Below are 22317 nucleotides of genomic sequence, written 5' to 3'. Positions count from 1 at the left end.
ATTCCCACGATGAGTCGGAGAGTTCGTAACGCTTTGCCATGCGGGCCTCCAGCCAATCATGGCGGCAATTCTACCCCAGCCGACTTTTCGTACAAAACCTAATGTATGACGCCGAGCGCGGGAACAAGAACTGGCACCGCGCCCAAACCCTGAACGCTACAACGGCACCAGCTTCGCATAGCCCATCATCAGCCACTTGCTGCCTTCGGCGAAGTTGACCTGCACCCGTGCCTGAGCGCCAGCGCCCTCGAAGTTGAGGATCACGCCTTCGCCGAACACCGCATGCTGTACACGCTGGCCCATGGTGAACTCGGTTTCCGGAATGCCGGTGCCGTTGAACAGGCTGCTGCTGTTGAACTTCGGAGTGCCACCGAACGGGCGACTCACGCTGTTGGACAGGCGTACTTCCTGGATCAGCGCCGGCGGAATCTCGCGTACAAAACGCGAGACCTTGTTGTAGGTTTCGCTGCCGTACAGACGACGCGTTTCGGCGTAGGTCATCACCAGCTGTTTCATGGCGCGGGTGATGCCGACATAAGCCAGACGTCGCTCTTCTTCCAGGCGCCCCGGCTCTTCCAGACTCATCTTGTGCGGGAACAGCCCTTCCTCCATGCCCACCAGGAACACATGCGGAAACTCCAGGCCCTTGGCGCTGTGCAGGGTCATCAGCTGAATGCTGTCTTCATGCTCCTGCGCCTGGGTGTCGCCTGCTTCCAGCGAGGCATGCCCCAAAAACGCTGCAAGTGGCGTCAGGTCTTCTTCGCTTTCGTGATTCTCGAAAGCACGGGCCGCGCTGACCAGTTCCTCAAGGTTTTCTACCCGCGCCTGGCCTTTCTCGCCTTTTTCCTGCTCGTGATAGGTGATCAGCCCGGACTGCTCGATAACCGTCTGGGTCATCAGGTGCAGCGGCATCTCCATGACCTTCGCCGACAGGTTCTCGATCAGCTCGATGAACCCGCCCAGGGCCGTGGCGGCGCGGCCGGTCAGGCCCTTGTTGGCGACCAGCAGGCGCATGGCTTCCCACATGGAGACGTCGGCATGACGCGCATGTTCGCGAATCGCTTCGACGGTCTTTTCGCCGATGCCGCGAGCCGGAACGTTGATCACTCGCTCCAGCGCTGCATCGTTGCCACGACCTTCCAGCAAGCGCATATACGCCATCGCGTTCTTGATTTCGGCGCGTTCGAAGAAGCGCTGCCCGCCGTAAATGCGATATGGAATACGTTCGCGCAGCAGGGCTTCTTCCAGCACCCGCGACTGGGCGTTGGAACGGTACAGAATGGCGATGTCGTTGCGCGAGATGCCGGTTTTCAGCGCGCTTTCGATGGTCTCGACCACATAGCGCGCCTCATCGTGTTCGTTGAAAGCGGCATACAGGTTGATCAGCTCGCCATCGCCGACGTCAGTCCACAACTCCTTGCCCAGTCGGCCGCTGTTATTGACGATCAAGCCGTTGGCGGCCTTGAGGATGCTCGCTGTGGAGCGGTAATTCTGCTCCAGGCGGATGACTTCGGTGTCCGGGAAGTCAGAGGAATACTGGTGAATGTTCTCGATCTTCGCGCCACGCCAGCCGTAAATGGACTGATCGTCGTCGCCGACCACCATCAGGCTGTCGCCACCCTGAGCGAGCAGGCGTAGCCACGCGTATTGCACGGCGTTGGTGTCCTGGAATTCATCCACCAATACATGGCGGAAACGACGCTGATAATGCGCGAGCAAACCCGGATTATCGCGCCACAGGTCGAGTGCGCGCAGCAGCAGTTCGGAGAAGTCGATGACGCCAGCCCGCTGACAGGCGACCTCGTAGGCTTCGTAGACGCTTTTCATGGTGGTCAGGAACAGATCGCCGCTGGCCTGAATATGTTTCGGGCGCAGGCCCTCATCTTTCTGGCCGTTGATGAACCACTGTGCCTGACGTGCAGGCCAGCGTTGCTCATCCAGGCCCAGCTCGCGCATCACGCGTTTTACCAAGCGCTGCTGGTCATCGCTGTCGAGAATCTGGAAGGTTTGCACCAGCCCGGCTTCCTGCCAGTGCGCTCGCAGCAGGCGGTGGGCCAGACCGTGGAAGGTGCCCACCCACATGCCAGCAGGGCTGATGCCCATCAGCTGCTCGATGCGGTGGCGCATTTCGGCGGCAGCCTTGTTGGTGAACGTCACCGACAGAACCGAATGCGGGGAGGCTTGCTCGACCTGCATCAGCCATGCGATGCGATGCACCAGCACACGGGTTTTGCCGGAGCCAGCACCAGCCAGGACCAACTGACGACCCAATGAGGCGGCTACGGCCTGACGTTGGGCATCGTTGAGGGAATTCAGAAGAAGAGAGAGATCATCGCGCATCCGCGCATTCTAGGGTGCTGCGTCATGCCGGGCAAACCATGCTTTGCGTCAGGCAATAAAAATGACCGGGTGCTGACGACCGGTCGTCGAGCGTTGCAGGGTCGAGCGCGGTCAGTCGACCTTGAAGATTGGCCATTCGCAGGCCAGGCGCAGGATTCCGCTTAATGTAGGATTATTCCCACAATTTTTTTCGATTCACCCATTCAGGGCCCGTGTAACAGGTTTCAGCGTCGTTTAACTGGGCGGTTTGCAGGTCATGTAGTATAACTACAAGAAAGCTACAACCCAGCCCATCTTCCTTTTGCCGAGTCTGCCCCTTGAATCTGCTGCAACACATCGCCCAGTCACGTAATTTGCTGCGCAAATCGGAGCTCAAGGTTGCCGATCATGTGCTGCTTGACCCTGCGGCTGTGATGCACAGTTCCATGGCGGATCTGGCGCACAGCGTCGGCATCAGCGAGCCAACCATCGTGCGCTTCTGCCGCGCCATTGGGTGCACCGGGTTTCAGGACCTCAAGCTCAAGCTGGCGCAGAGTCTGGCAGCGGGTGCGAGTTTCGGCCAGTTCGCGATTCACGAAGACGATTCGGTCGCCGACTACAGCCTGAAGATTTTCGACACTACCCTGCACACGCTCATGGAAGTGCGCGAAAACCTCGACCCCCATGCTTTACAGATGGCTGTCACGGCCATGGCCGGGGCCAATCGGGTCGAATTTTATGGGTTTGGCGCTTCCGGTGCAGTGGCTGCCGATGCGCAGCACAAGTTCTTTCGTTTGCTGCTGACCGCGGCAGCGTATTCCGACCCGCACATGCAGGCGATGTCGGCGGTCACGCTCAAGCCGACAGACGTCGCGGTATGCATTTCCCAGTCGGGGCGCTCCAAGGACTTGCTGATCACCGCCAATCTGGTCCGCGAGAGCGGCGCGACGCTGATTACCTTGTGCCCAAGCCAGACGCCGCTGGCCGAGCTGTCATCGGTCAATCTGGCCATCGATGTACATGAAGACACCGAAATCTACACGCCGCTGACGTCCCGTATCGCGCACCTGGTGGTGATCGATGTGCTGGCGATGGGCGTGGCAATGGCCCGCGGCCCGAGCCTGGTCAATCACCTCAAGAGCGTCAAGCGCAGCCTGCGCGGCTTGCGTCTGTCGCCGAAGTCGATAAAGACTCACGAAGACTGATCGCTCAACCGAGCGTAATTCATCGATCTGTCATCTGCATGCCGCCTGATTGTCACTGTCGCGCTCCATTCTGGTGCTCCCACAAAACGTATTGGGAGACAGGATATGGCTCGGCATTACGATGATTTACCTACCAGCACCGTGAAAACCCGCCGCCAGCAGGAAGACCAGCGCCGCATGGAGTTTCGTCGGGCTATTGAGAGCTACAGTGAAGCGCGTCAGCTTAATCAGGAGCTGTGTGACTACATGGATGGTATCGACAACGCTGTATGGCAGACTATTAAGTTGCCCGCGGTCGACCGTCGAAACGCTCGACAAGCTGGTTGATCTGCGCACGTTCGGTGCGGATGAACGCAAGAAAGGCATGTGCCACGGGTGAAAGGCGTTTGTCTCGGGCCTGAGCCACGCACCAGCTTCGATACAGCGGCAGCTCCGCCACGGGTAGCTCCACGAGAGCACCGGTGGCGAGTTCCTGGCAGACCGCATGCCGTGTCAGCATCGCCAGGCCCAGTCCGGCGACCACGCATTCAAGTTGCGCCTCGCTGGAAGACACCTCCAGCGTCTGCGTGAAATGCACGCGTTTCTCTTTGAAGTACTCCTCGCAGGCCCGGCGTGTACCTGACCCCGTTTCCCGGGTCAGCAACGGCCAGGGCTCCAGGTCTTTCAAATTCAGCGTCGCATGGCTGCTCAGCGGGTGGTCGGGTGGTGCTACGGCGACAATCGGGTTGTTGAGAAAGGGTAGAAACTCCAGACCCATATCCAGCGGAACCGCTGACATCACTACAAGATCATCGCGGTTGTCCGATAATCGCCTGATTATCTGTGCGCGATTGACAACCATCAGGCTCAGGCTGACTTCCGGGTGCTGGCGTTTGAATGCAGCGAAAAGGTGAGGGATGAAATACTTGCAGCTGGATTCAATCGCCAGCTTCAACTGGCCTTGCAGCGAGCCCTGCATGTCCGAAAGCTGCATGTCGAGACTTTCCAGGCGTCCGAAAATATCCCGGCTGGCCAGTTGCAGTGCCTGCGCCGCCTCAGTCAGGTAGAGCTTTTTGCTGACGTATTCGAACAGCGGCTGGCCGATCAGCTCTTCAAGCTGGCGAATCTGCAGGCTGACGGCAGGCTGCGTCAGAGACATCTCTTCGGCTGCACTGCTGTATGAGCGCAGATCACATACTTCATTGAAAATACGCAGCTGACGCAATGTCATACGCATCAATGACTTACGCATTTATACAAGCTTCCTGAGACGACAAGAAGCGTCAACTATAAGCTTTTACTTATGCATGTCCCAACTTTTACTCATTTTTGTTAATCCTTGATTCGGCATAGGGTGTCCCTGCGGCATTCAGTCACATGCCCTGTTACAAAAACGGGTCGAGGAAAACGCCAGTGATAACAAAAATTCTGATCGCCAACCGCGGGGAGATTGCCGTCCGGATCGTGCGTGCCTGCGCCGAGATGGGTATTCGCTCGGTCGCGATCTTTTCCGATGCCGACCGGCATGCCCTGCATGTCAAGCGTGCTGACGAAGCCTATAGCATTGGTGTCGAACCGTTGGCCGGTTACCTGAACCCGCGCAAGCTGGTGAATCTGGCGGTAGAGACTGGCTGCGATGCGCTGCATCCCGGTTATGGCTTTCTGTCGGAGAACGCCGAGCTGGCCGACATCTGTGCTGAACGTGGCATTAAGTTTATCGGTCCGTCCGCAGAAGTGATTCGTCGCATGGGTGACAAGACCGAAGCGCGGCGCAGCATGATCAAGGCCGGTGTGCCGGTTACGCCCGGCACCGAAGGCAACGTCGCGGACATCGACGAGGCGCTGGTCGAAGGCGAGCGTATTGGTTACCCGGTAATGCTCAAGGCCACCTCCGGCGGCGGCGGGCGCGGCATACGCCGTTGCAACAGTCGCGAAGAACTCGAGCAGGCCTTCCCCCGGGTGATTTCCGAAGCAACCAAGGCCTTTGGCTCGGCGGAAGTGTTTCTCGAGAAGTGCATCGTCAATCCCAAGCACATCGAAGCGCAGATTCTGGGTGACAGCTTCGGCAATGTGGTGCACCTGTTCGAGCGCGACTGCTCGATTCAGCGCCGTAACCAGAAGCTCATCGAAATCGCCCCCAGCCCGCAACTGACTCCCGAGCAGCGTGCTTATATCGGTGATCTGTCGGTGCGTGCGGCCAAGGCTGTCGGTTACGAGAACGCAGGGACCGTGGAGTTTTTGCTCGCCGAGGGCGAGGTGTACTTCATGGAAATGAATACCCGGGTTCAGGTCGAGCACACCATCACCGAAGAAATCACCGGCATCGATATTGTTCGCGAGCAGATCCGTATTGCGTCCGGCCTGCCGCTGTCGATCAAGCAGGAAGACATCATTCACCGCGGTTTTGCCCTGCAATTCCGGATCAATGCCGAAGACCCGAAGAACAACTTCCTGCCCAGTTTCGGCAAGATCACCCGCTATTACGCGCCCGGAGGACCAGGCGTGCGCACCGATACGGCGATTTACACCGGCTACACCATTCCGCCGTTTTACGACTCGATGTGCCTGAAGCTGATCGTCTGGGCGCTGACCTGGGAGGAGGCGATGGACCGTGGCCTGCGTGCGCTGGATGACATGCGCCTGCAAGGAGTGAAGACCACGGCTGCCTATTACCAGGAAATTCTGCGTAACCCGGAATTTCGCAGCGGTGAATTCAACACCAGCTTTGTCGAGAGCCACCCCGAGCTGACCAATTATTCGATCAAGCGCAAACCCGAAGAGCTGGCTCTGGCCATCGCCGCCGCCATTGCCGCACACGCCGGTCTGTAAGGAATAGTGAAATGTCCAAGAAGATTTTCGTAACCGACACCATCCTGCGTGACGCTCACCAATCATTGCTGGCGATCCGCATGCGTACCGAGGACATGCTGCCGATCTGCGACAAGCTCGACAAGGTCGGTTACTGGTCGCTGGAAGTCTGGGGCGGCGCGACCTTCGATGCCTGCGTGCGTTTTCTCAAGGAAGATCCATGGGAGCGCCTGCGTCAACTGCGCGCGGCCTTGCCCAATACCCGGTTGCAAATGCTCCTGCGCGGCCAGAACCTGCTGGGCTATCGGCATTACAGCGATGACGTGGTCAAGGCGTTCGTCGCCAAGGCGGCGGTGAATGGTATCGATGTGTTCCGTATTTTCGATGCCATGAACGATTTGCGTAACCTGCGCGTTGCCATCGAAGCGGTAAAAGCTGCGGGCAAGCATGCGCAAGGCACCATCGCTTACACCACCAGCCCGGTGCACACCATCGAAGCGTTCGTCGCACAGGCCCGGCAGATGGAAGCGATGGGCTGCGATTCGGTGGCGATCAAGGACATGGCCGGTCTGCTGACTCCCTATGCCACGGGTGAACTGGTCAAGGCGCTGAAAGCCGAACAGTCGCTGCCGGTGTTCATTCACTCCCACGACACCGCAGGCCTGGCTGCCATGTGCCAGCTCAAGGCCATTGAAAGCGGCGCGGACCATATTGATACGGCGATCTCCAGCTTTGCCTGGGGCACCAGTCATCCGGGCACAGAGTCGATGGTTGCGGCGCTCAAGGGCAGCGAGTTCGACACCGGGCTGGACCTGGAGCTGTTGCAGGAAATTGGTCTGTATTTCTACGCGGTGCGTAAGAAGTATCACCAGTTCGAAAGCGAATTCACGGCGGTCGATACCCGTGTGCAGGTCAATCAGGTGCCTGGCGGGATGATTTCCAACCTGGCCAATCAGCTCAAGGAGCAGGGCGCGCTCAATCGCATGGGCGAAGTGCTGGCTGAAATTCCGCGCGTGCGCAAAGACCTCGGTTATCCACCGCTGGTAACGCCGACCTCACAGATCGTCGGTACTCAGGCGTTCTTCAACGTGCTGGCTGGCGAGCGCTACAAGACCATCACCAATGAGGTGAAGCTTTATCTACAGGGCGGTTATGGCAAGGCGCCGGGGCCGGTGGATGAAAAGCTGCGCCGTCAGGCCATTGGCAATGAAGAACTGATCGATGTTCGCCCGGCCGATCTGCTCAGGCCGGAGATGACCAAGCTGCGTGCCGATATCGGCGCACTGGCCAAATCCGAAGAGGACGTGCTGACGTTTGCCATGTTCCCGGACATCGGCCGCAAGTTTCTTGAAGAGCGTGCAGCTGGAACGCTGACGCCGGAAGCGCTGCTGCCGATTCCCGAAGCCGGAAGCGTGGCCAGAGCGGGCGGCGAGGGCGTGCCGACCGAGTTCGTGATTGATGTGCACGGCGAAACCTATCGGGTCGACATCACCGGCGTGGGCGTCAACGCCGAGGGCAAGCGCCACTTCTACCTATCCATCGATGGCATGCCGGAAGAAGTGGTGTTCGAACCGCTCAACGAATTTGTCGGCGGCGGTGCCAGCAAACGCAAGCAGGCTCATGCACCGGGCCACGTCAGCACCACCATGCCGGGCAATATCGTCGATGTGCTGGTCAAGGAAGGCGATATGGTCAAAGCAGGGCAGGCGGTATTGATCACCGAAGCCATGAAGATGGAAACCGAGGTCCAGGCGTCGGTCGCGGGCAAGGTTGTGGCGATTCACGTTGCCAAGGGCGACCGCGTCAATCCGGGTGAGGTTCTGGTCGAGATCGAAGGCTGACCGGGCACATACAGATAATTCAACGATTTACCTCAGGGAAGCACTCGTGGCTTCCCTTTTTTTATTCTGTGCAGGCGGGCCCGGTTGTCACCGCTATCGTTGCGCACGCTCCAGCGTGGGAATGCCGTTCTCGACGCTCTGCGTCCTCAGGATCAGCGAAACGCCTCAAGCCCTTTGATCTGCTGCCCGTCCGCGAAGTTATCCACAGCCAGCCAGCATTCAAACGCCTTCTGCAATTCAGGCCATTCGCTGTCGAGTATCGAGTACCACGCTGTGTCCCTGCTCTGGCCCTTGACTACCATGTGCTGGCGGAAGGCGCCTTCGTAGCTGAAGCCGAAACGTTGGGCTGCGCGTTTGGAGCGGGCGTTGTTGGCGTTGCACTTCCATTCTAGGCGGCGATAGCCCAGCGTGAATGCTTCCCTGGCCAGCAGGTAAATGGCTTCGGTGCCTTTGGGGGTTCGTTGCATGGCCGCGCTGAAAGTGACATGACCTATTTCGATACGCCCATGGGCGGCGACGATCGACATCAGGCTGATGACACCTTCGGCTTTACCGGTCTGCTGATCGACGACCGTATAAAACCATGGGTCGGACGCTGCCTGATGCCCGGACAGCCATGCATCAAAGGCACTGCGCTCGATAAAAGGCCCGTAAGGCAGGTAATCCCACAGTTTCGGGTCGGCATTCGGGCCCTGAAGCGCAGCCCACAAGTCATCGGCGTGACGTGTGGCATCGAGTTTTTCCAGGCGAATGAAACGGCCTGTCAGTGTGTTGGTGGTGGGCAATGCAGCGGCTTGCCAGTCCAGCAGAGTGTAGGACATCAATCACTTCCTGTTTCAGAGCGCTTTGCGAAATTGTATAAGGCCAGGTCGTTCGGCAATCCTTTCGTACAACTGAATGGCCGTGGCGTTGGTTTCGTGGGTCAGCCAATGCACCTTGTCGCAACCGTCTGACTTGGCCGTGGCGTAGACATACTCGATCAGCTGCCTGCCAATGCCTGTTCCGCGTTGTTCGGGCGTGACAATCAGGTCCTGCAGGTAACCGGCATTGTTGATGCTCCATTTGGAGCGATGGTAGATGAAGTTCACCATGCCCACCGCTTCGCCATCCAGCCAGGCCAGCGCCGAGTGGGTCGGCTCGTGCGAATCCACAAGGCGTTGCCAGGTGACGTCGCTGACACTTTCGTCCAGCTCGGTATTGTAGAAGCGCAGATAGGCCTGCCATAGCGGCAGCCAGGCTTTATGGTCGTTGACAGTAACGACGCGAATCCGGACATCGGTCAAAACGTTCTCCCTGCGCTCATCAAACGAGCGATTTGCTGGTCGTTTGCATTCTCGCTTGCTGCGAGGCCGTCGCGTACACCGGCCATGTCCGAAGCGCTGCGGTTCTGGCTGAGTTTGCGTTTGCCTTGCAGCCGCTGCACGGGAATTGCAAACCCTGCAATCGCCCCCAGCATTTTTGCAATGTAGTCCGCAGGTGCATCCTCGCTTGACCAGGGTTGCGGGCGGCTGGATTCATGGCGATGGGTCAGGTCAGCCAGCAATTGGTGCAGTTGCGCTGCATCGGTAAAAACCGTGGCCTGCCCATAGGCATGCACGGCCAGATAATTCCAGGTAGGTACAACCTTGCCGTGTTCTGCCTTGCTCGGGTAGAAAGACGGGCTCACATAGGCATCGCCGCCGGGAAAAATCACCAGCGCCTCGACACCTGAGTTCAACTGCTGCCACTGTGGGTTGGCTCTGGCCAGATGCCCGTAAAGCGTGCCGTGCGGGCCTTCATCGCGGCGCAACAGCAGCGGCAAGTGAGTCGCGTGCAATCCTTCTTCACCCTGTGTAACAAGAATAGCCAGGCGAGTTTGATCCATCTGCTCGTGCAGGCTGAGCGTGTCGTTTTCCTTGAAGGCAGCAGGTATGTACATGGTCCATGTTCCTTGGCTGATGAAACGATCGTAGGCAAGGTATTGGTCTGATGTAAGATCCATTTTTTATAATTTTCATGGGACCAATTCATGCCCATCGCCCCTGTCGCGTTTCCACCCACGCTTACCGGCATTGAGCTGGACCCGAATCACGGCTTGAGCAAGCAGCTCTACGAGATTTTGCGCCAGCAAGTGCTGGATGGGCGCTTGAGTGGCGGCATGCGTCTGCCCGCCAGTCGCGATTTGGCGCATTCACTGGGCATCTCCCGTAACAGCGTCATACGGGCCTATGACCAGCTGTATGCCGAGGGTTTTATTGAAGGGCGCGTTGGCGACGGTACGTATGTTGCGCAGCTGTCTGAACGAAGCGCTGCGCCTCGACGGCCAAGCCGTAAAAAACTATCCACCAACTTACCCACAGGTGTATCCACAGGGTTACACACAGGTTTGTCCACAATTGCGGCGGAAATGCCGTCGAATTGTTCCGATGACGTTATCCACAGCGCGACACGCGTGCTGCTCGAAAAGCATCATTTGCACGAGCCGCCGACGGGTAGGCCGCGGGCTTTTCGAGTAGGCGTTCCAGCCTTCGATCTTTTTCCATTTGCCTTGTGGGGCAAGCTGTATACGGCCTTTTGGCGCAAGCCGGACCTTGCTCAGCTGGGTTACGGCCCCGCTGCGGGAGATTTGCGGCTGCGTGAGTTGATTGCCGTTTATCTTCGTTCATCGCGTGGGTTGCACTGCACGGCTGAGCAAATTGTGATCACCAGCGGCGCGCAACATGCAATCAGCCTTTGTGCACAGTTGCTTTTGACGCCGGGCGATAGCGTTGCTGTGGAAAATCCAGGCTATCGCGCGGCGGGTCATGCGTTTGCACTGGCAGGTGCGCGATTGCACGGCGTGCCTGTGGATAACGAGGGCATGCGTTGCGCCGAGCTTGAGCAGGCCGATTGCAGATTGGCGTATGTGACCCCTTCGCATCAGTACCCGACTGGCGTAGTCATGAGCCTGGCACGGCGCCTGGAGTTACTGGCCTGGGCCGAGAGGCACCAGAGCTGGATTGTCGAGGACGATTACGATGGGGAGTATCGGTACAGCGGTTCGCCATTGGCCCCGTTGGCTGCGTTGGAGCAGAGTGGTCGAGTGCTCTATGTCGGCACATTCGGAAAAGTCGCCTTTCCGGCGCTGCGCCTGGGGTATCTGGTTCTGCCTGAGCAACTTGCCCGCCCGTTCAGCCAGCGCAAGGCGGTAGACATGCGCCATACCGAGATTGGCGTGCAGGCGGTCATGGCGCAATTCATTGCGTCGGGGCATTTCCAAAGACACATCCGTCGTATGCGTCGCGCGGCGCTGAGTCGTCGCAATGCGCTGCTGGATAACTGGCCTGCCGACATAGCAGGGTGCGCTGCAATGCCCAGGGTGGTTGCAGGGCTGCATGTGATGGTCAAGGTAGACAGTGTCGCGCGTGAGCAGGCACTGATTGCCAAGGCTGGTAGCGTTGGCGTCGAGATGAATGCCTTGAGTGATTACTGGCTGCCCGACTTCAGTGAGCCTGTGGATAACCGCGCCGGGCTGGTTTTGGGTTTCGCCGCCGTGCCCGAGGTCGAGATTGCCGATGCATTGAACAGGCTGCGCAAGGCCTGGTCCGAGTAGTCCCGCTGGCAGGCGTATAATCTGCACTTTCTGTTACTTGTCCTTGAGATACCCATGAACAACTCTCTTACTGCAACACCCGGACGCAAGTTCGGCGCGCCGCTGGCTGCGCTGTTCCTGCTGCTGATGGGCGCCCAGTTTCTGCTGCTCAGTGTCGGCACCCGCCAGGTAATGCTGTGGATCGTTGGTGCAGCGCTGGGCGTGACGCTGTATCACGCGGCATTCGGCTTCACCTCGGCGTGGCGGGTGTTTATCCGTGAGCGGCGCGGTGCGGGTTTGCGGGCGCAAATGGTCATGCTGGCGGTGGCTGTGGTGCTGTTTTTCCCTGCGCTGGGTGCTGGCACGCTGTTCGGTCAGCCCGTTACCGGACTGGTTGCGCCGGTCGGAATTTCGGTCGTCGTGGGGGCGTTCATCTTCGGTATCGGCATGCAACTGGGCGGTGGCTGTGCGTCCGGTACGTTGTTCACCGCAGGTGGCGGCAATGCACGCATGCTGGTGACGCTGCTGTTTTTCATCCTCGGTTCGTTGATTGCGACCCATCACGTCGACTGGTGGTTGGCCCTGCCTTCGTTCCCGGCAGTTTCGGTGGTCAAGACCTTCGGCGTATTGCCTGCGCTGATCGTGAATCTCGCTCTGTTCACCTTGATCGCTTTCATAACCGTGAAGCTCGAAAAGCGGCGTCATGGACAGCTTGAAACGCCGGTTACCACTGACCATCGTGGGTTGAGCCGGGTGCTGCGCGGGCCATGGGTTCTGGTCTGGGGCGCTGTCGCGCTGGCGCTGCTCAATTACGCAACACTGGCGCTGGCGGGTCGTCCGTGGGGCATCACCTCGGCGTTTGCGCTATGGGGCGCGAAGGTAGCCAGTGGTCTGGGTGTGGACGTCGGCAGCTGGGTGTTCTGGCAGAGCGCGGCGAATGCCAAGGCGTTGGCGGCTCCGGTGTGGGAAGACGTCACCAGTGTGATGGACATCGGCATCATGCTCGGTGCCTTGCTGGCGGCAGGGCTGGCCGGCCGTTTTGCGCCGAGCCTGGACATTCCCACGCGCTCGCTGGTTGCTGCGGTCATCGGCGGGTTGCTGCTGGGTTATGGCTCTCGACTGGCCTACGGCTGCAACATCGGCGCGTACTTCAGCGGTATTGCCTCGGGTAGCCTGCACGGCTGGCTATGGCTGGTTGCAGCCTACGCCGGTAACGTGATCGGCGTGCGTTTGAGGCCGATTTTCTTTGCTGGCGAACGCCCGCAAGTGGCGCTGACTGGCTGCTGAGGAAGTCTGTAATCCCAAGATAAAGCGGGTCGTTTGCGAACCATCTGCCGGTTTGGCATTCAAAGGCCATGCGGCAGATGTCAGCCTGCGATTCGCTTATTTTTCGATGGGGTAGTTCTTTTGCAGCAAACGATCATTTCGAAAATCCGTTTTCTCGGCAAGACCATCGGTTACGTGGGTTGGTCGCTTTTCTGGTTGTTGATTTGGGATGTGATCGTCACGGTCGACTTCATGCTGTATCTGGAGCGCAAGATCACGTTGCCTTCCATGCCGTTGACCCTGCTGGGCTCGGCACTTGTGGTCCTCACCAGCTTTCGTAATTCCAGCGCCTACAACCGCTGGTGGGAAGCACGAACGTTGTGGGGCGCGCTGGTCAATAGTTCGCGCAGCTTCGCTCGGCAGGTGTTGACGCTGGTCGAGGATGACGACGGGATCAACCCGGTCAAGGCCACGCTGTTGCGTCGCCATGTCGCCTACGTGAAATGCCTGTCCGCGCACCTGAAAGGCGCCAAGTGTGGCGACGAGATTCAGATGCTGATTCCCCGCGAGGAATTCGAGCGCCGTCACGACACCAACAATTTCCCTAACGACCTGCTCAACACCTCCGCAGCGCTGTTGGCCAAGGAGTATCAGGCGGGGCGGCTGGACAGCATTCGTCTGGCGCGTCTTGAGTCGACCATGGTGGACATCTCCAATTGCCAGGGCGGTATGGAGCGTATTGCCAACACACCATTGCCTTATCCGTACGTCGCTTTTCCGCATCTGTTCATCACGCTGTTCTGCCTGATCGTACCGATTGGCCTGGTGGAGACCCTGGGCTGGTTCACGCCACTGGCGTCGACGGTGGTGGGTTTCATGCTGTTGGCCATCGAAAAGATCGGCACCGACCTGCAGAGTCCGTTCCGTGCCAGCGAACATGAGATTCAGATGACGGCTTTGTGCGAAAACATCGAGCGTAATCTGGATTCGATGCTCAGGGGTGCGCAGGAAGAAAGCAAGGCTTCGTAAAGAGGGTTAGGCGTTACGCGTGTGCAGAACGCCTCGGATAACGCAGAGATTGCGGCGGCTTAACGCAACTCGCCACACAGGTCCAGTTCGACCAGCCGCCTGACTTCCTCGGTCGTCAGGCTTGCCCCCAGCAGTGCATGCAGTTTGCCAAGCGCTGCCTCACGGGTCATGCCGCCACCGGAGAGCACGCCTGCACCGCGCAGACGGCTCCCCGCTTCGTAGACATCCAGCTCGACACCGCCTTCGTGGCACTGGGTAATCGCCACCACGCAGATACCAAGCGCTCGTGCATTTTCCAGGCTGGCCAGAAACTGCGGATCATCACTTGGCCCGGTGCCGCTGCCGAAGCACTCAAGCACCAGACCCCGAATACCGCTGTTGATCAGACCGTCCAGCTGAGCTGCGCCGACGCCGGGAAACAGCGGCAACACGGCGACCTTTGCAAGCGTCTTCGCCTGCCGGTAGTTCAGTGCATCGGGCAGCGAAACCACCGCATGACCGCCACGCGAGCGTTGCAGCGGTGCGAACGGTTGACGACCGAAGCTGCGAATTTTCGCGCAGCGCACAGGCGTCATCAGTTGCCCGTGGAAATACAGCTGAACGCCTGACGCCAGACCCGAACCCAGCGCCAGCAGGGCACCGTTGACGTTTTCCCAGGCATCGCTGTCCTGCACGCCGGCAGGCAGCATAGAGCCGGTGAACAGCACAGGTGCGCTGAACCCCAGCAACTGGAAGCTCATCGCCGCTGCGCTGTACGCCAGGGTGTCGGTGCCATGCAGCACCAGCACCGCATCGCAGCCATCGACCGCCACCGCCTCGATCACCGCCTCACGCAGGCGCAGCCAGTAGGAAGGGGTCATGTTGGCGCTGTCGATCAGCGGCGACATCTCGCGAAAGCGCCACTGCGGCACCACCAGTTCCGGGTGCTCGGCCAGTTGCCCGGCCATCCGCGCCTCGAAACCCGAGGCGGGTGCCAGGCCGTTGGCGCTGGCCTGCATGCCAATAGTGCCGCCGGTGTAAAGAACCATGACGCTCTGAGCGGGTTTATGTGCATGATCAGTCATGGTTGTTCTCCGGCGTAAGGTCGCGTTGGTTATCGTGCTTCGGGTACAGGCTTGGCTGCCGCTTCGGCGTCCTGTGTCGACTGACGGGTCGGATTGGCTGGCCATGCATTGCGATCCAGGTCCAGATCAGGGAACTGGCTGGAATCGAACACCGGCGCCTTGATGCCAGCGCGACGCTGCGAATCGTAGTCGTTCAGAATGCGCTTGACGACTTTGAACAGCATGGCGAGTGCGATCAGGTTAACGAACGCCAGCATGGTCATGGTGATGTCGGCGAACGCCAGTACATCTTTCAGGTCGACGACGGCACCCCACATGATCAGTACCAGCACCGCGATACGGTAGATGATGATGGTCTGGATCTTCTCGCCAAACAGGAACCGCAGGCTGTTTTCACCCAGGTAGTAGTTGTAGAGAATCGAGGTGAAGACGAACAGTGCCAGCGCCACGCTGATGAAGATTCGGCCCCAGTCACCGACCACTGCGGCCAGCGAGTTCTGCGCCAGAACGATGCCGTTGCCGTCGTAACCGATGTCGTAGATACCGGACAGCAGGATCAGCAAGGCCGTGCAGGTGCAGATTACGAAGGTGTCGAGGAACACGCTGAACGCATGAACCACGCCTTGTGCAACCGGGTGCTCTACATGCGCCACGGCAGCCACGTTGGGCGCACTGCCCAGACCGGCTTCGTTGGCGAACACGCCACGCTTGACGCCCATCACGATAGCGCTGCCGATCAGGCCGCCGAATACCGGGTCAAGACCGAAGGCGCTTCTGACGATGGTCATCAGCATGCCGGGAACGTGGTCGATCTGCAGAACGATGACGTAGATGGTGACCGCGATATAGATCAGGGTCTTGACTGGAACCAGCAGGTCGGAAATTGCCGCGATACGCTTGATGCCGCCGACGAAGGCCAGACCCAGCAGCACGACCAGACAGATGCCGGTGGTTCGGGTGTCGATGTTGAACGCGCTTTTCAGCGAGTCGGTCACGGCGTGGGATTGCAGGCCGTTGAAGGCAAAACCGAAGGTCACCAGCAACAGTACGGCCATGACCATGCCTAGCCAGCGCTTGCCCAGACCGTGCTGGATGTAAAACGCCGGACCGCCGCGGAATTGTCCTTCGGAATCCTTGCGTTTATAGAGCTGAGCGAGTGAACACTCGATGAAGCTGCTGGACATGCCGACCAGTGCGGTGACCCACATCCAGAATACGGCGCCCGGACCGCCCAGCGTTACGGCAATGCCGACGCCTGCGATGTTGCCTGCTCCGACGCGGCCCGCAAGGCTGAGCATCAGGGCCTGGAACGAACTCAACTGACCCGCGCTGCTGCGCAGGCTGTCGCGAAAAACCGAGAACATGTGGAAAAAGTGTCGAAACTGAACGAAACGCGAGCGGATAGTGAAGTAACTACCCAGGCCAACGATAAGTACGATCAGTACCTTACCGGAGAGAAAGTCGTTAATCATTTCCAGCATTTTTGTTATTCCTCGCTACTTTTGAGGGGGCGCACTATGCCGGTGCAAAGTTTTTACGTCTGTAGTCGCTTTCTTGGACGTCTTATTCTTCATTCGCGACGATGAATGAATACTTCCACGGATTACTCCGCCAAAGTGGGTTGCCGAAGGCTCTGGGTCCAGTGTCGGAGCCCTTTGCTGCAGGCAAAAAAAAGGGTCTGGAGAATCACTCCCAGACCCTCAAAAAATTGAGGGGTGTCTAGGCCCTCAATCTGGTGAGCTTGGTGCGCAGGTCATTTCCTGTCAGGCCTTCAAGGGGGCCAGACGCGGAGCGATCATGTTTTCCGGGCGCAGGATGTCGTCGAGCATGGCATCGTCGAGCAGACCTTCCTCACGCACCAGTTCCAGCACGCCGCGGCCGGTTTCCAGCGCGATGCGGGCGATACGGGTGGAGTTTTCGTAACCGATGTAGGGGTTCAGTGCGGTCACCAGGCCGATCGAATGCTCGACCAGCTCGCGGCAGCGCTGTTCGTTGGCCGTGATGCCCACAATGCAGTGCTCGCGCAGCATGTCCATGGCGCGCTGCAACAGGCGGATAGAGTCGAAGATCTTGTAAGCGATCAGTGGCTCCATCACGTTGAGCTGCAATTGTCCGCCTTCAGCGGCCATGGTCAGCGACAGGTCGTTGCCGATGATTTCGAAAGCAACCTGATTGACCGCTTCCGGGATTACCGGGTTGACCTTGCCGGGCATGATCGAGCTGCCGGGCTGGCGTGCCGGCAGGTTGATTTCGTTGATCCCGGTGCGCGGGCCGCTGGAAAGCAGGCGCAGGTCGTTGCAGATCTTCGATAGCTTGACCGCAGTACGCTTGAGCATGCCCGAGAACAGTACGAACGCGCCCATGTCGGAGGTCGCTTCGATCAGATCGGCTGCCGGCACCAGAGGCTGGCCGCTGATCAGCGCCAGGCGGTCGACGGCAAGCTTTTGGTAGCCAGGGTCGGCGTTGATGCCGGTGCCGATGGCCGTGCCGCCCAGGTTCACTTCGGTCAACAGCTCCGGTGCCAGGCTGCGCAGGCGTTTGAGGTCTTCTGTCAGGGTGGTGGCAAAGGCGCGGAACTCCTGACCCAGGGTCATTGGCACGGCGTCCTGCAACTGAGTACGACCCATTTTCAGCACATGGTTGAATTCTTCGCCCTTGGCGGCGAACGACTGGATCAGGCTGGAGAGGCTGGCGAGCAGGGCGTCATGGCCCAGCAGCAGACCCAGGCGGATCGCGGTCGGGTAGGCGTCGTTGGTCGACTGCGCCATGTTTACATCGTTGTTGGGGTGCAGGTGCTTGTATTCGCCTTTCTCGAAGCCCATGGTTTCCAGGGCGATGTTGGCGATGACTTCGTTGGCGTTCATGTTGGTGGACGTGCCGGCACCGCCCTGAATCATGTCGACCACGAACTGATCGTGGAAGTCGCCACGGATCAGACGGGCGCAGGCCTCGCTAATGGCCGCATGCTTTTTATCGTTGAGGTGTCCGAGCTGGTGGTTTGCATCAGCTGCCGCCTGTTTGACCATGGCCAGGGCCACAACCAGTTTAGGGTAGTGCGAAAGCGGCACGCCTGAGAGGTGAAAGTTGTTCACCGCTCGCAGGGTCTGGATGCCGTAATACGCATTGGCAGGTACTTCGAGAACACCAAGCAGGTCTTTTTCGATGCGCGATGATGCAGGCGAGGACATGATAAAAGAAGTCTCAAAAAGGCACGGACAATGCCGGAACGCCGCGAATAGTGGGCTTCCCACCCTGTCTTGACCAATGCTATTAAACGCTGGCCTATGCAATAACGGCATAATCAGGGTGTGACCCGGATTCCGTTAAGTGCCTAAAGGGGGCAAAATGTCGCACCCGGACGCTGCTTCGGCGACCTTGCCAGAGCCGTCTGGCCATGTATCCGCAGCGCGTTGCCGGTCGTCCCACTGCGGTCGCTTCAAGCCGGGTGGGTGCAGGGCATGCGCAGTTGCCTGTCGAAGCAGTCATCCATTGTCCGGGAGGACCTGATGAATCTGGAAAGCAAATGGCTGGAGGACTTCAGCGCCCTGGCGGCCACCCGCAGCTTTTCTCAGGCCGCCGAGCGTCGTTTCGTAACTCAGCCAGCGTTCAGTCGGCGTATCCGCAGTCTTGAGTCGGCCTTGGGGCTGACGCTGGTCAATCGCTCGCGCACGCCCATCGAACTGACGGCTGCCGGGCAGCTGTTTCTGGTCACCGCGCGTACCGTGGTCGAGCAACTGGGCGAAGTCGTGCGCCATCTGCATCATCTGGAAGGTGGGCAGGGCGAGGTGATGCAGGTTGCTGCGGCACACTCGCTGGCGTTGGGGTTTTTTCCGCGCTGGATTGCCCAGCTACGTAACGAAGGGCTGAACATTGCCACCCGGCTGGTGGCCACCAACGTTGGCGATGCCGTACACGCGTTGCGTGAAGGTGGCTGCGATCTGATGCTGGCGTTCTATGATCCTGACGCCGCGCTGCAAATGGACGCTGAAATCTTCCCCTCGCTGCATCTGGGCCATACCGAGATGTTGCCGGTCTGTGCGGCAGATGCCGATGGGCAGCCGTTATTCGATATGGAAGGCGAGGGCAGTGTGCCGTTGCTTGCCTACAGCGCCGGGGCCTTTCTCGGGCGCTCGGTGAATCTGCTGCTGCGTCAGCGCAACCTGCGGTTCACGACGGTTTACGAGACAGCAATGGCCGATAGCCTGAAAAGCATGGCACTGGAAGGGCTGGGCATCGCCTGGGTTCCGCAACTGAGTGTGCGCGCCGAACTGGCGCGCGGTGAACTGGTGGTGTGTGGCGGGGCGCAGTGGCATGTGCCGCTGGAGATTCGCCTTTACCGTTGCGCTCTGGTACGCAAGGCCAATGTGCGCCTGCTGTGGCGCAAGCTTGAGAGTGCAGCGTCGCCGGGCGAAGCATAAAAACGGCCTGTTGTGATGCATGACAACAGGCCGTTTGCTCAGCGAACAGATATGTTATCGACGTATTTGCGAATCAATTCCTTGTTGGCATCGCTGAAGTAATAGCAGGGGATGATTGAGGTGGTGGAATATCCCCACATAGTCGTCTGGCATGGAAAACCGCTAGCCGCCTCATGCGTAGCGCCAAACAGGTGGCCGATCTCATGCGGCAGCGTGTTGTAATCTTTCAGGGACGCCATCGCGACGTGATGGCTTGTTGCTGCAACGCCGTGTAACGTCCCGTGGATTTTATTGGAAGTCACCAGCACGTATTTATGGCGCTCGGACGGGCGTGGCAGGTTTTTAGCGTCTGCGTAAGCGGTGCTCGTCTGAAATAGCCTGTATAACGACTGTTCATCCTCCTCCCCACGATAGGCGAAGTCTGTAAGGCCCGGTTCGTCGTTGATGAATGTGACCGTTGTCCTGCGCCCCGTGATTTCCTGCAACTGAGCGAGAAAGGGATTCAAGTAGTTGTCACCCAGTTCAGCGCGTTCATATTTTGTCAGTTGATCGTGCATGATCACGAACAGTCCCAGATTGGGGCCGGCGGCGCTGGCAAATGGCAGGTAAAAAAAGACGGCAAGTGACAGCCAGACTGTCAGTTTGTTTTTCATTGGTACGTTCTCATCCTTGAGAGTCAGGTTAGATTGCGACTTCAATTTCGCGCTTCCAGTTAAACAAATACTGTCCGGGCCTGACAGTCCTGCTATGTCGTTTAGCGTCGTAGGGCAAGGCCTTTCATGTTGTAAGGCGCGCTGGTTAACGTGTTGGAATTTTAGTGTGTCCGGCTCTAGGGCACGGCTTGCGTCGATCTCTGGCGGTGCTGCTGACAGAAGGTGATCGCAGGTGCTTTAAACTCACCACTTTGCGGTATACTGCGCGGCCTTTGGCCGGCTAAATCGGTCACTATTCGTACAACAAGCCACGCCGGTTCCCCCGCGTGGCTTGTTGTTTTCAGACTCGCCTGCGGGCGCCCGATGAGAGGCACGACGATGAGCGCACTGGTTGGCGTGATCATGGGCTCCAAGTCCGATTGGTCCACCCTTAGCCACACTGCCGACATGCTGGAAAAGCTCGGCATCCCTTATGAAGTCAAGGTGGTTTCAGCTCACCGCACGCCGGACTTGCTGTTCCAGTACGCCGACGAAGCAGAGGGCCGTGGCATTGAAGTGATCATCGCCGGTGCTGGCGGTGCCGCTCACTTGCCTGGCATGTGTGCCGCCAAGACCCACCTGCCTGTGCTGGGCGTTCCGGTACAGTCGTCGATGCTGTCGGGTGTCGACTCCCTGCTGTCGATCGTGCAGATGCCTGCGGGTATTCCGGTAGCGACCCTGGCCATCGGCAAAGCGGGGGCGATCAACGCTGCGCTGCTTTCGGCCAGTATCCTGGGCGCCAAACACCCTCAATTCCACGCAGCGCTGAAGAAATTCCGCGCTGAGCAGACAGACAGCGTCCTGGACAATCCAGACCCGCGCCACGCCTGAGGTTTTTCCATGAAGATCGGTGTAATCGGTGGCGGCCAGCTCGGCCGCATGTTGGCATTGGCAGGTACGCCGCTGGGCATGAACTTCGCCTTTCTCGATCCCGCGCCGGATGCCTGTGCTGCTGCACTTGGCGAGCATCTGCGTGCCGATTACGGCGATCTGGACCATCTGCGTCAGTTGGCTGATGAAGTCGATCTGGTGACTTTCGAGTTCGAAAGCGTTCCGGCCGAGACCGTGGCGTTTCTGTCGCAGTTCGTACCGGTCTATCCGAGCGCCGAGGCGTTGCGCATTGCGCGTGACCGCTGGTTTGAAAAAAGCATGTTCAAGGATCTGGGCATTCCGACGCCCGCATTCGCCGATATTCAGTCGCAGGCCGATCTGGATGCTGCGGTGGCCAGCATTGGCCTGCCTGCGGTGCTCAAGACTCGTACGCTGGGTTATGACGGCAAGGGCCAGAAGGTCCTGCGCTCGGCAGCAGATGTGACCGATACATTCGCCGAGCTCGGCAGCGTGCCGTGCCTGCTGGAAGGCTTCGTGCCGTTCACTGGCGAAGTGTCGCTGATCGCCGTTCGCGCACGTGATGGCGAGACCCGGTTCTACCCGCTGGTTCACAACACGCACGACAGCGGCATCCTGCGCCTGTCCATCGCCAGCACCGATCACCCATTGCAGGCACTGGCCGAAGACTACGCCGGTCGTGTCCTGAAGCAGCTGGATTACGTGGGCGTGCTGGCATTCGAGTTCTTTGAGGTCGACGGCGGCCTGAAAGCCAACGAGATCGCGCCGCGCGTCCACAACTCCGGTCACTGGACGACCGAAGGCGCCGAGTGCAGCCAGTTCGAGAACCACCTGCGGGCTGTTGCCGGTCTGCCGCTGGGCTCCACAGCCAAGGTCGGCGAGAGCGCCATGCTCAATTTCATCGGTGAAGTGCCAGCAGTGGACAAGGTCATCGCCGTCGAAGATTGCCACCTGCACCACTACGGCAAGGCGTTCAAGGCTGGCCGCAAAGTAGGACACGCTACGGTCCGCAGCGCTGACCGCGCTACGCTGGATCGTCAGGTGAAGCTGGTTGAAGCGTTGATCAAGGGCTGATCAGGCCCGCGGCTATCGTGCCAATGCTCTGCGCTCGACGTAATACACAAATCCAACTGACTATCGTGCCAATGCTCCGCGTTGGCATGCATTGGGTGACGCTCCGCGTCACGAAATGCATTACCACGCGGTGGTATGACCCCCGAAGGTTGGACGCAACCTTTGGAGGCGTCATGGGTAAATATACAGTGCAGGCAAAACTCGCAGCCGTGAAAGAATATTG

19 protein-coding genes are annotated in these 22317 nt (G+C 59.0%); 10 read left to right on the top strand and 9 right to left on the bottom strand.

All coding sequences use genetic code 11. The features are described from left to right. Positions 1–156: 156 nt before the first annotated feature. Complete coding sequence (gene uvrD, locus AO277_RS26915) at positions 157–2340, bottom strand: DNA helicase II (protein WP_005734962.1); 2184 nt, start codon at positions 2338–2340, stop codon at positions 157–159. 317 nt (positions 2341–2657) lie between these two features. Here uvrD and hexR point away from each other — a divergent pair, with 317 nt between their 5' ends. Together hexR and AO277_RS26905 are read left to right on the top strand one after the other, a co-directional pair. Further along, positions 2658–3524: a transcriptional regulator HexR gene (hexR, locus tag AO277_RS26910; protein WP_002555915.1), complete on the top strand. Its 867-nt coding sequence runs from the start codon at positions 2658–2660 to the stop codon at positions 3522–3524. Between the two features lie 141 nt (positions 3525–3665). Then, positions 3666–3851 carry a PA3496 family putative envelope integrity protein gene (locus AO277_RS26905; RefSeq protein WP_004659112.1) on the top strand — a complete coding sequence of 62 codons (186 nt, stop codon included), beginning with the start codon at positions 3666–3668 and terminating at the stop codon, positions 3849–3851. Here AO277_RS26905 and AO277_RS26900 read toward each other — a convergent pair. Then, positions 3805–4755 (bottom strand): LysR family transcriptional regulator, encoded by a 951-nt coding sequence (locus AO277_RS26900; RefSeq protein ID WP_044319204.1) that lies wholly within the window; start codon positions 4753–4755, stop codon positions 3805–3807. The two genes, AO277_RS26905 and AO277_RS26900, sit on opposite strands and share 47 nt — an antisense overlap. 161 nt (positions 4756–4916) lie before the next feature. Between AO277_RS26900 and AO277_RS26895 the strand changes: the two genes are divergently transcribed. Beyond that, entirely contained in the window at positions 4917–6332 is a 1416-nt protein-coding gene (locus AO277_RS26895) for an acetyl-CoA carboxylase biotin carboxylase subunit (protein WP_044319203.1), read from the top strand. 11 nt (positions 6333–6343) lie between these two features. Further along, positions 6344–8152 carry a sodium-extruding oxaloacetate decarboxylase subunit alpha gene (oadA, locus tag AO277_RS26890; protein ID WP_044319202.1) on the top strand — a complete coding sequence of 603 codons (1809 nt, stop codon included), beginning with the start codon at positions 6344–6346 and terminating at the stop codon, positions 8150–8152. A 152-nt stretch (positions 8153–8304) separates the two neighbouring features. Here the strand turns inward: oadA and AO277_RS26885 are convergent, their stop codons facing one another. The 3 genes from AO277_RS26885 to AO277_RS26875 are packed head-to-tail and all read right to left on the bottom strand — an operon-like array spanning position 8305 to position 10070. Then, complete coding sequence (locus AO277_RS26885) at positions 8305–8973, bottom strand: GNAT family N-acetyltransferase (protein ID WP_044319201.1); 669 nt, start codon at positions 8971–8973, stop codon at positions 8305–8307. 15 nt (positions 8974–8988) lie between these two features. Then, on the bottom strand, positions 8989–9435 hold the full coding sequence (locus AO277_RS26880; RefSeq protein WP_044319200.1) for a GNAT family N-acetyltransferase: 447 nt from the start codon (positions 9433–9435) through the stop codon (positions 8989–8991). Beyond that, positions 9432–10070, bottom strand: coding sequence for an FMN-binding negative transcriptional regulator (locus tag AO277_RS26875; protein WP_044319199.1), 639 nt, complete (start codon positions 10068–10070; stop codon positions 9432–9434). Before AO277_RS26875 ends, AO277_RS26880 begins: the two co-directional genes overlap by 4 nt. A 90-nt stretch (positions 10071–10160) precedes the next feature. On the opposite strand from AO277_RS26875, the gene pdxR reads away from it, so the two are divergent. From pdxR to AO277_RS26860, 3 genes are all read left to right on the top strand, one after another. Continuing rightward, entirely contained in the window at positions 10161–11723 is a 1563-nt protein-coding gene (gene pdxR, locus AO277_RS26870) for a MocR-like pyridoxine biosynthesis transcription factor PdxR (protein WP_044319198.1), read from the top strand. Between the two features lie 54 nt (positions 11724–11777). Next, positions 11778–12989: a YeeE/YedE family protein gene (locus tag AO277_RS26865; RefSeq protein ID WP_002555906.1), complete on the top strand. Its 1212-nt coding sequence runs from the start codon at positions 11778–11780 to the stop codon at positions 12987–12989. Between the two features lie 120 nt (positions 12990–13109). Beyond that, on the top strand, positions 13110–13997 hold the full coding sequence (locus tag AO277_RS26860) for a bestrophin family protein (RefSeq protein ID WP_044319197.1): 888 nt from the start codon (positions 13110–13112) through the stop codon (positions 13995–13997). A 59-nt stretch (positions 13998–14056) separates the two neighbouring features. Here the strand turns inward: AO277_RS26860 and AO277_RS26855 are convergent, their stop codons facing one another. The 3 genes from AO277_RS26855 to aspA all read right to left on the bottom strand — a co-directional run bounded on the left by AO277_RS26855 (position 14057) and on the right by aspA (position 18249). Next, positions 14057–15061, bottom strand: a complete 1005-nt coding sequence (locus AO277_RS26855; RefSeq protein WP_044319196.1) for an asparaginase — start codon at positions 15059–15061, stop codon at positions 14057–14059. Between the two features lie 29 nt (positions 15062–15090). Next, positions 15091–16542, bottom strand: coding sequence for an alanine/glycine:cation symporter family protein (locus AO277_RS26850; RefSeq protein WP_044319195.1), 1452 nt, complete (start codon positions 16540–16542; stop codon positions 15091–15093). A 282-nt stretch (positions 16543–16824) separates the two neighbouring features. Then, on the bottom strand, positions 16825–18249 hold the full coding sequence (gene aspA, locus AO277_RS26845) for an aspartate ammonia-lyase (RefSeq protein ID WP_044319194.1): 1425 nt from the start codon (positions 18247–18249) through the stop codon (positions 16825–16827). Between the two features lie 318 nt (positions 18250–18567). Between aspA and AO277_RS26840 the strand changes: the two genes are divergently transcribed. After that, on the top strand, positions 18568–19479 hold the full coding sequence (locus tag AO277_RS26840) for a LysR substrate-binding domain-containing protein (RefSeq protein WP_044319193.1): 912 nt from the start codon (positions 18568–18570) through the stop codon (positions 19477–19479). A gap of 38 nt (positions 19480–19517) precedes the next feature. Here AO277_RS26840 and AO277_RS26835 read toward each other — a convergent pair whose 3' ends face one another. Then, positions 19518–20132 carry a reprolysin-like metallopeptidase gene (locus AO277_RS26835; RefSeq protein ID WP_005734972.1) on the bottom strand — a complete coding sequence of 205 codons (615 nt, stop codon included), beginning with the start codon at positions 20130–20132 and terminating at the stop codon, positions 19518–19520. A gap of 378 nt (positions 20133–20510) precedes the next feature. Here AO277_RS26835 and purE point away from each other — a divergent pair, with 378 nt between their 5' ends. Together purE and AO277_RS26825 are read left to right on the top strand one after the other, a co-directional pair. After that, positions 20511–21002, top strand: a complete 492-nt coding sequence (gene purE / locus AO277_RS26830; protein ID WP_002555898.1) for a 5-(carboxyamino)imidazole ribonucleotide mutase — start codon at positions 20511–20513, stop codon at positions 21000–21002. Between the two features lie 9 nt (positions 21003–21011). Further along, positions 21012–22094, top strand: coding sequence for a 5-(carboxyamino)imidazole ribonucleotide synthase (locus AO277_RS26825; RefSeq protein WP_002555897.1), 1083 nt, complete (start codon positions 21012–21014; stop codon positions 22092–22094). Positions 22095–22317: the final 223 nt, after the last annotated feature.

Source organism: Pseudomonas amygdali (assembly GCF_002699855.1).
Classification (GTDB): Bacteria; Pseudomonadota; Gammaproteobacteria; order Pseudomonadales; family Pseudomonadaceae; genus Aquipseudomonas; species Aquipseudomonas amygdali.
This window is presented reverse-complemented; position numbering and strand designations above follow the sequence as displayed.

Coding starts and splice junctions, on each gene's coding strand:
- aspA (WP_044319194.1), bottom strand. CDS start 18,249: ATGTCCTCGCCTGCATCATCGCGCATCGAAAAAGACCTGCTTGGTGTT.
- pdxR (WP_044319198.1), top strand. CDS start 10,161: ATGCCCATCGCCCCTGTCGCGTTTCCACCCACGCTTACCGGCATTGAG.
- AO277_RS26835 (WP_005734972.1), bottom strand. CDS start 20,132: ATGAAAAACAAACTGACAGTCTGGCTGTCACTTGCCGTCTTTTTTTAC.
- AO277_RS26850 (WP_044319195.1), bottom strand. CDS start 16,542: ATGCTGGAAATGATTAACGACTTTCTCTCCGGTAAGGTACTGATCGTA.
- AO277_RS26885 (WP_044319201.1), bottom strand. CDS start 8,973: ATGTCCTACACTCTGCTGGACTGGCAAGCCGCTGCATTGCCCACCACC.
- AO277_RS26900 (WP_044319204.1), bottom strand. CDS start 4,755: ATGCGTAAGTCATTGATGCGTATGACATTGCGTCAGCTGCGTATTTTC.
- purE (WP_002555898.1), top strand. CDS start 20,511: ATGAGCGCACTGGTTGGCGTGATCATGGGCTCCAAGTCCGATTGGTCC.
- AO277_RS26875 (WP_044319199.1), bottom strand. CDS start 10,070: ATGTACATACCTGCTGCCTTCAAGGAAAACGACACGCTCAGCCTGCAC.
- AO277_RS26855 (WP_044319196.1), bottom strand. CDS start 15,061: ATGACTGATCATGCACATAAACCCGCTCAGAGCGTCATGGTTCTTTAC.
- AO277_RS26840 (WP_044319193.1), top strand. CDS start 18,568: ATGAATCTGGAAAGCAAATGGCTGGAGGACTTCAGCGCCCTGGCGGCC.
- AO277_RS26825 (WP_002555897.1), top strand. CDS start 21,012: ATGAAGATCGGTGTAATCGGTGGCGGCCAGCTCGGCCGCATGTTGGCA.
- AO277_RS26865 (WP_002555906.1), top strand. CDS start 11,778: ATGAACAACTCTCTTACTGCAACACCCGGACGCAAGTTCGGCGCGCCG.
- oadA (WP_044319202.1), top strand. CDS start 6,344: ATGTCCAAGAAGATTTTCGTAACCGACACCATCCTGCGTGACGCTCAC.
- uvrD (WP_005734962.1), bottom strand. CDS start 2,340: ATGCGCGATGATCTCTCTCTTCTTCTGAATTCCCTCAACGATGCCCAA.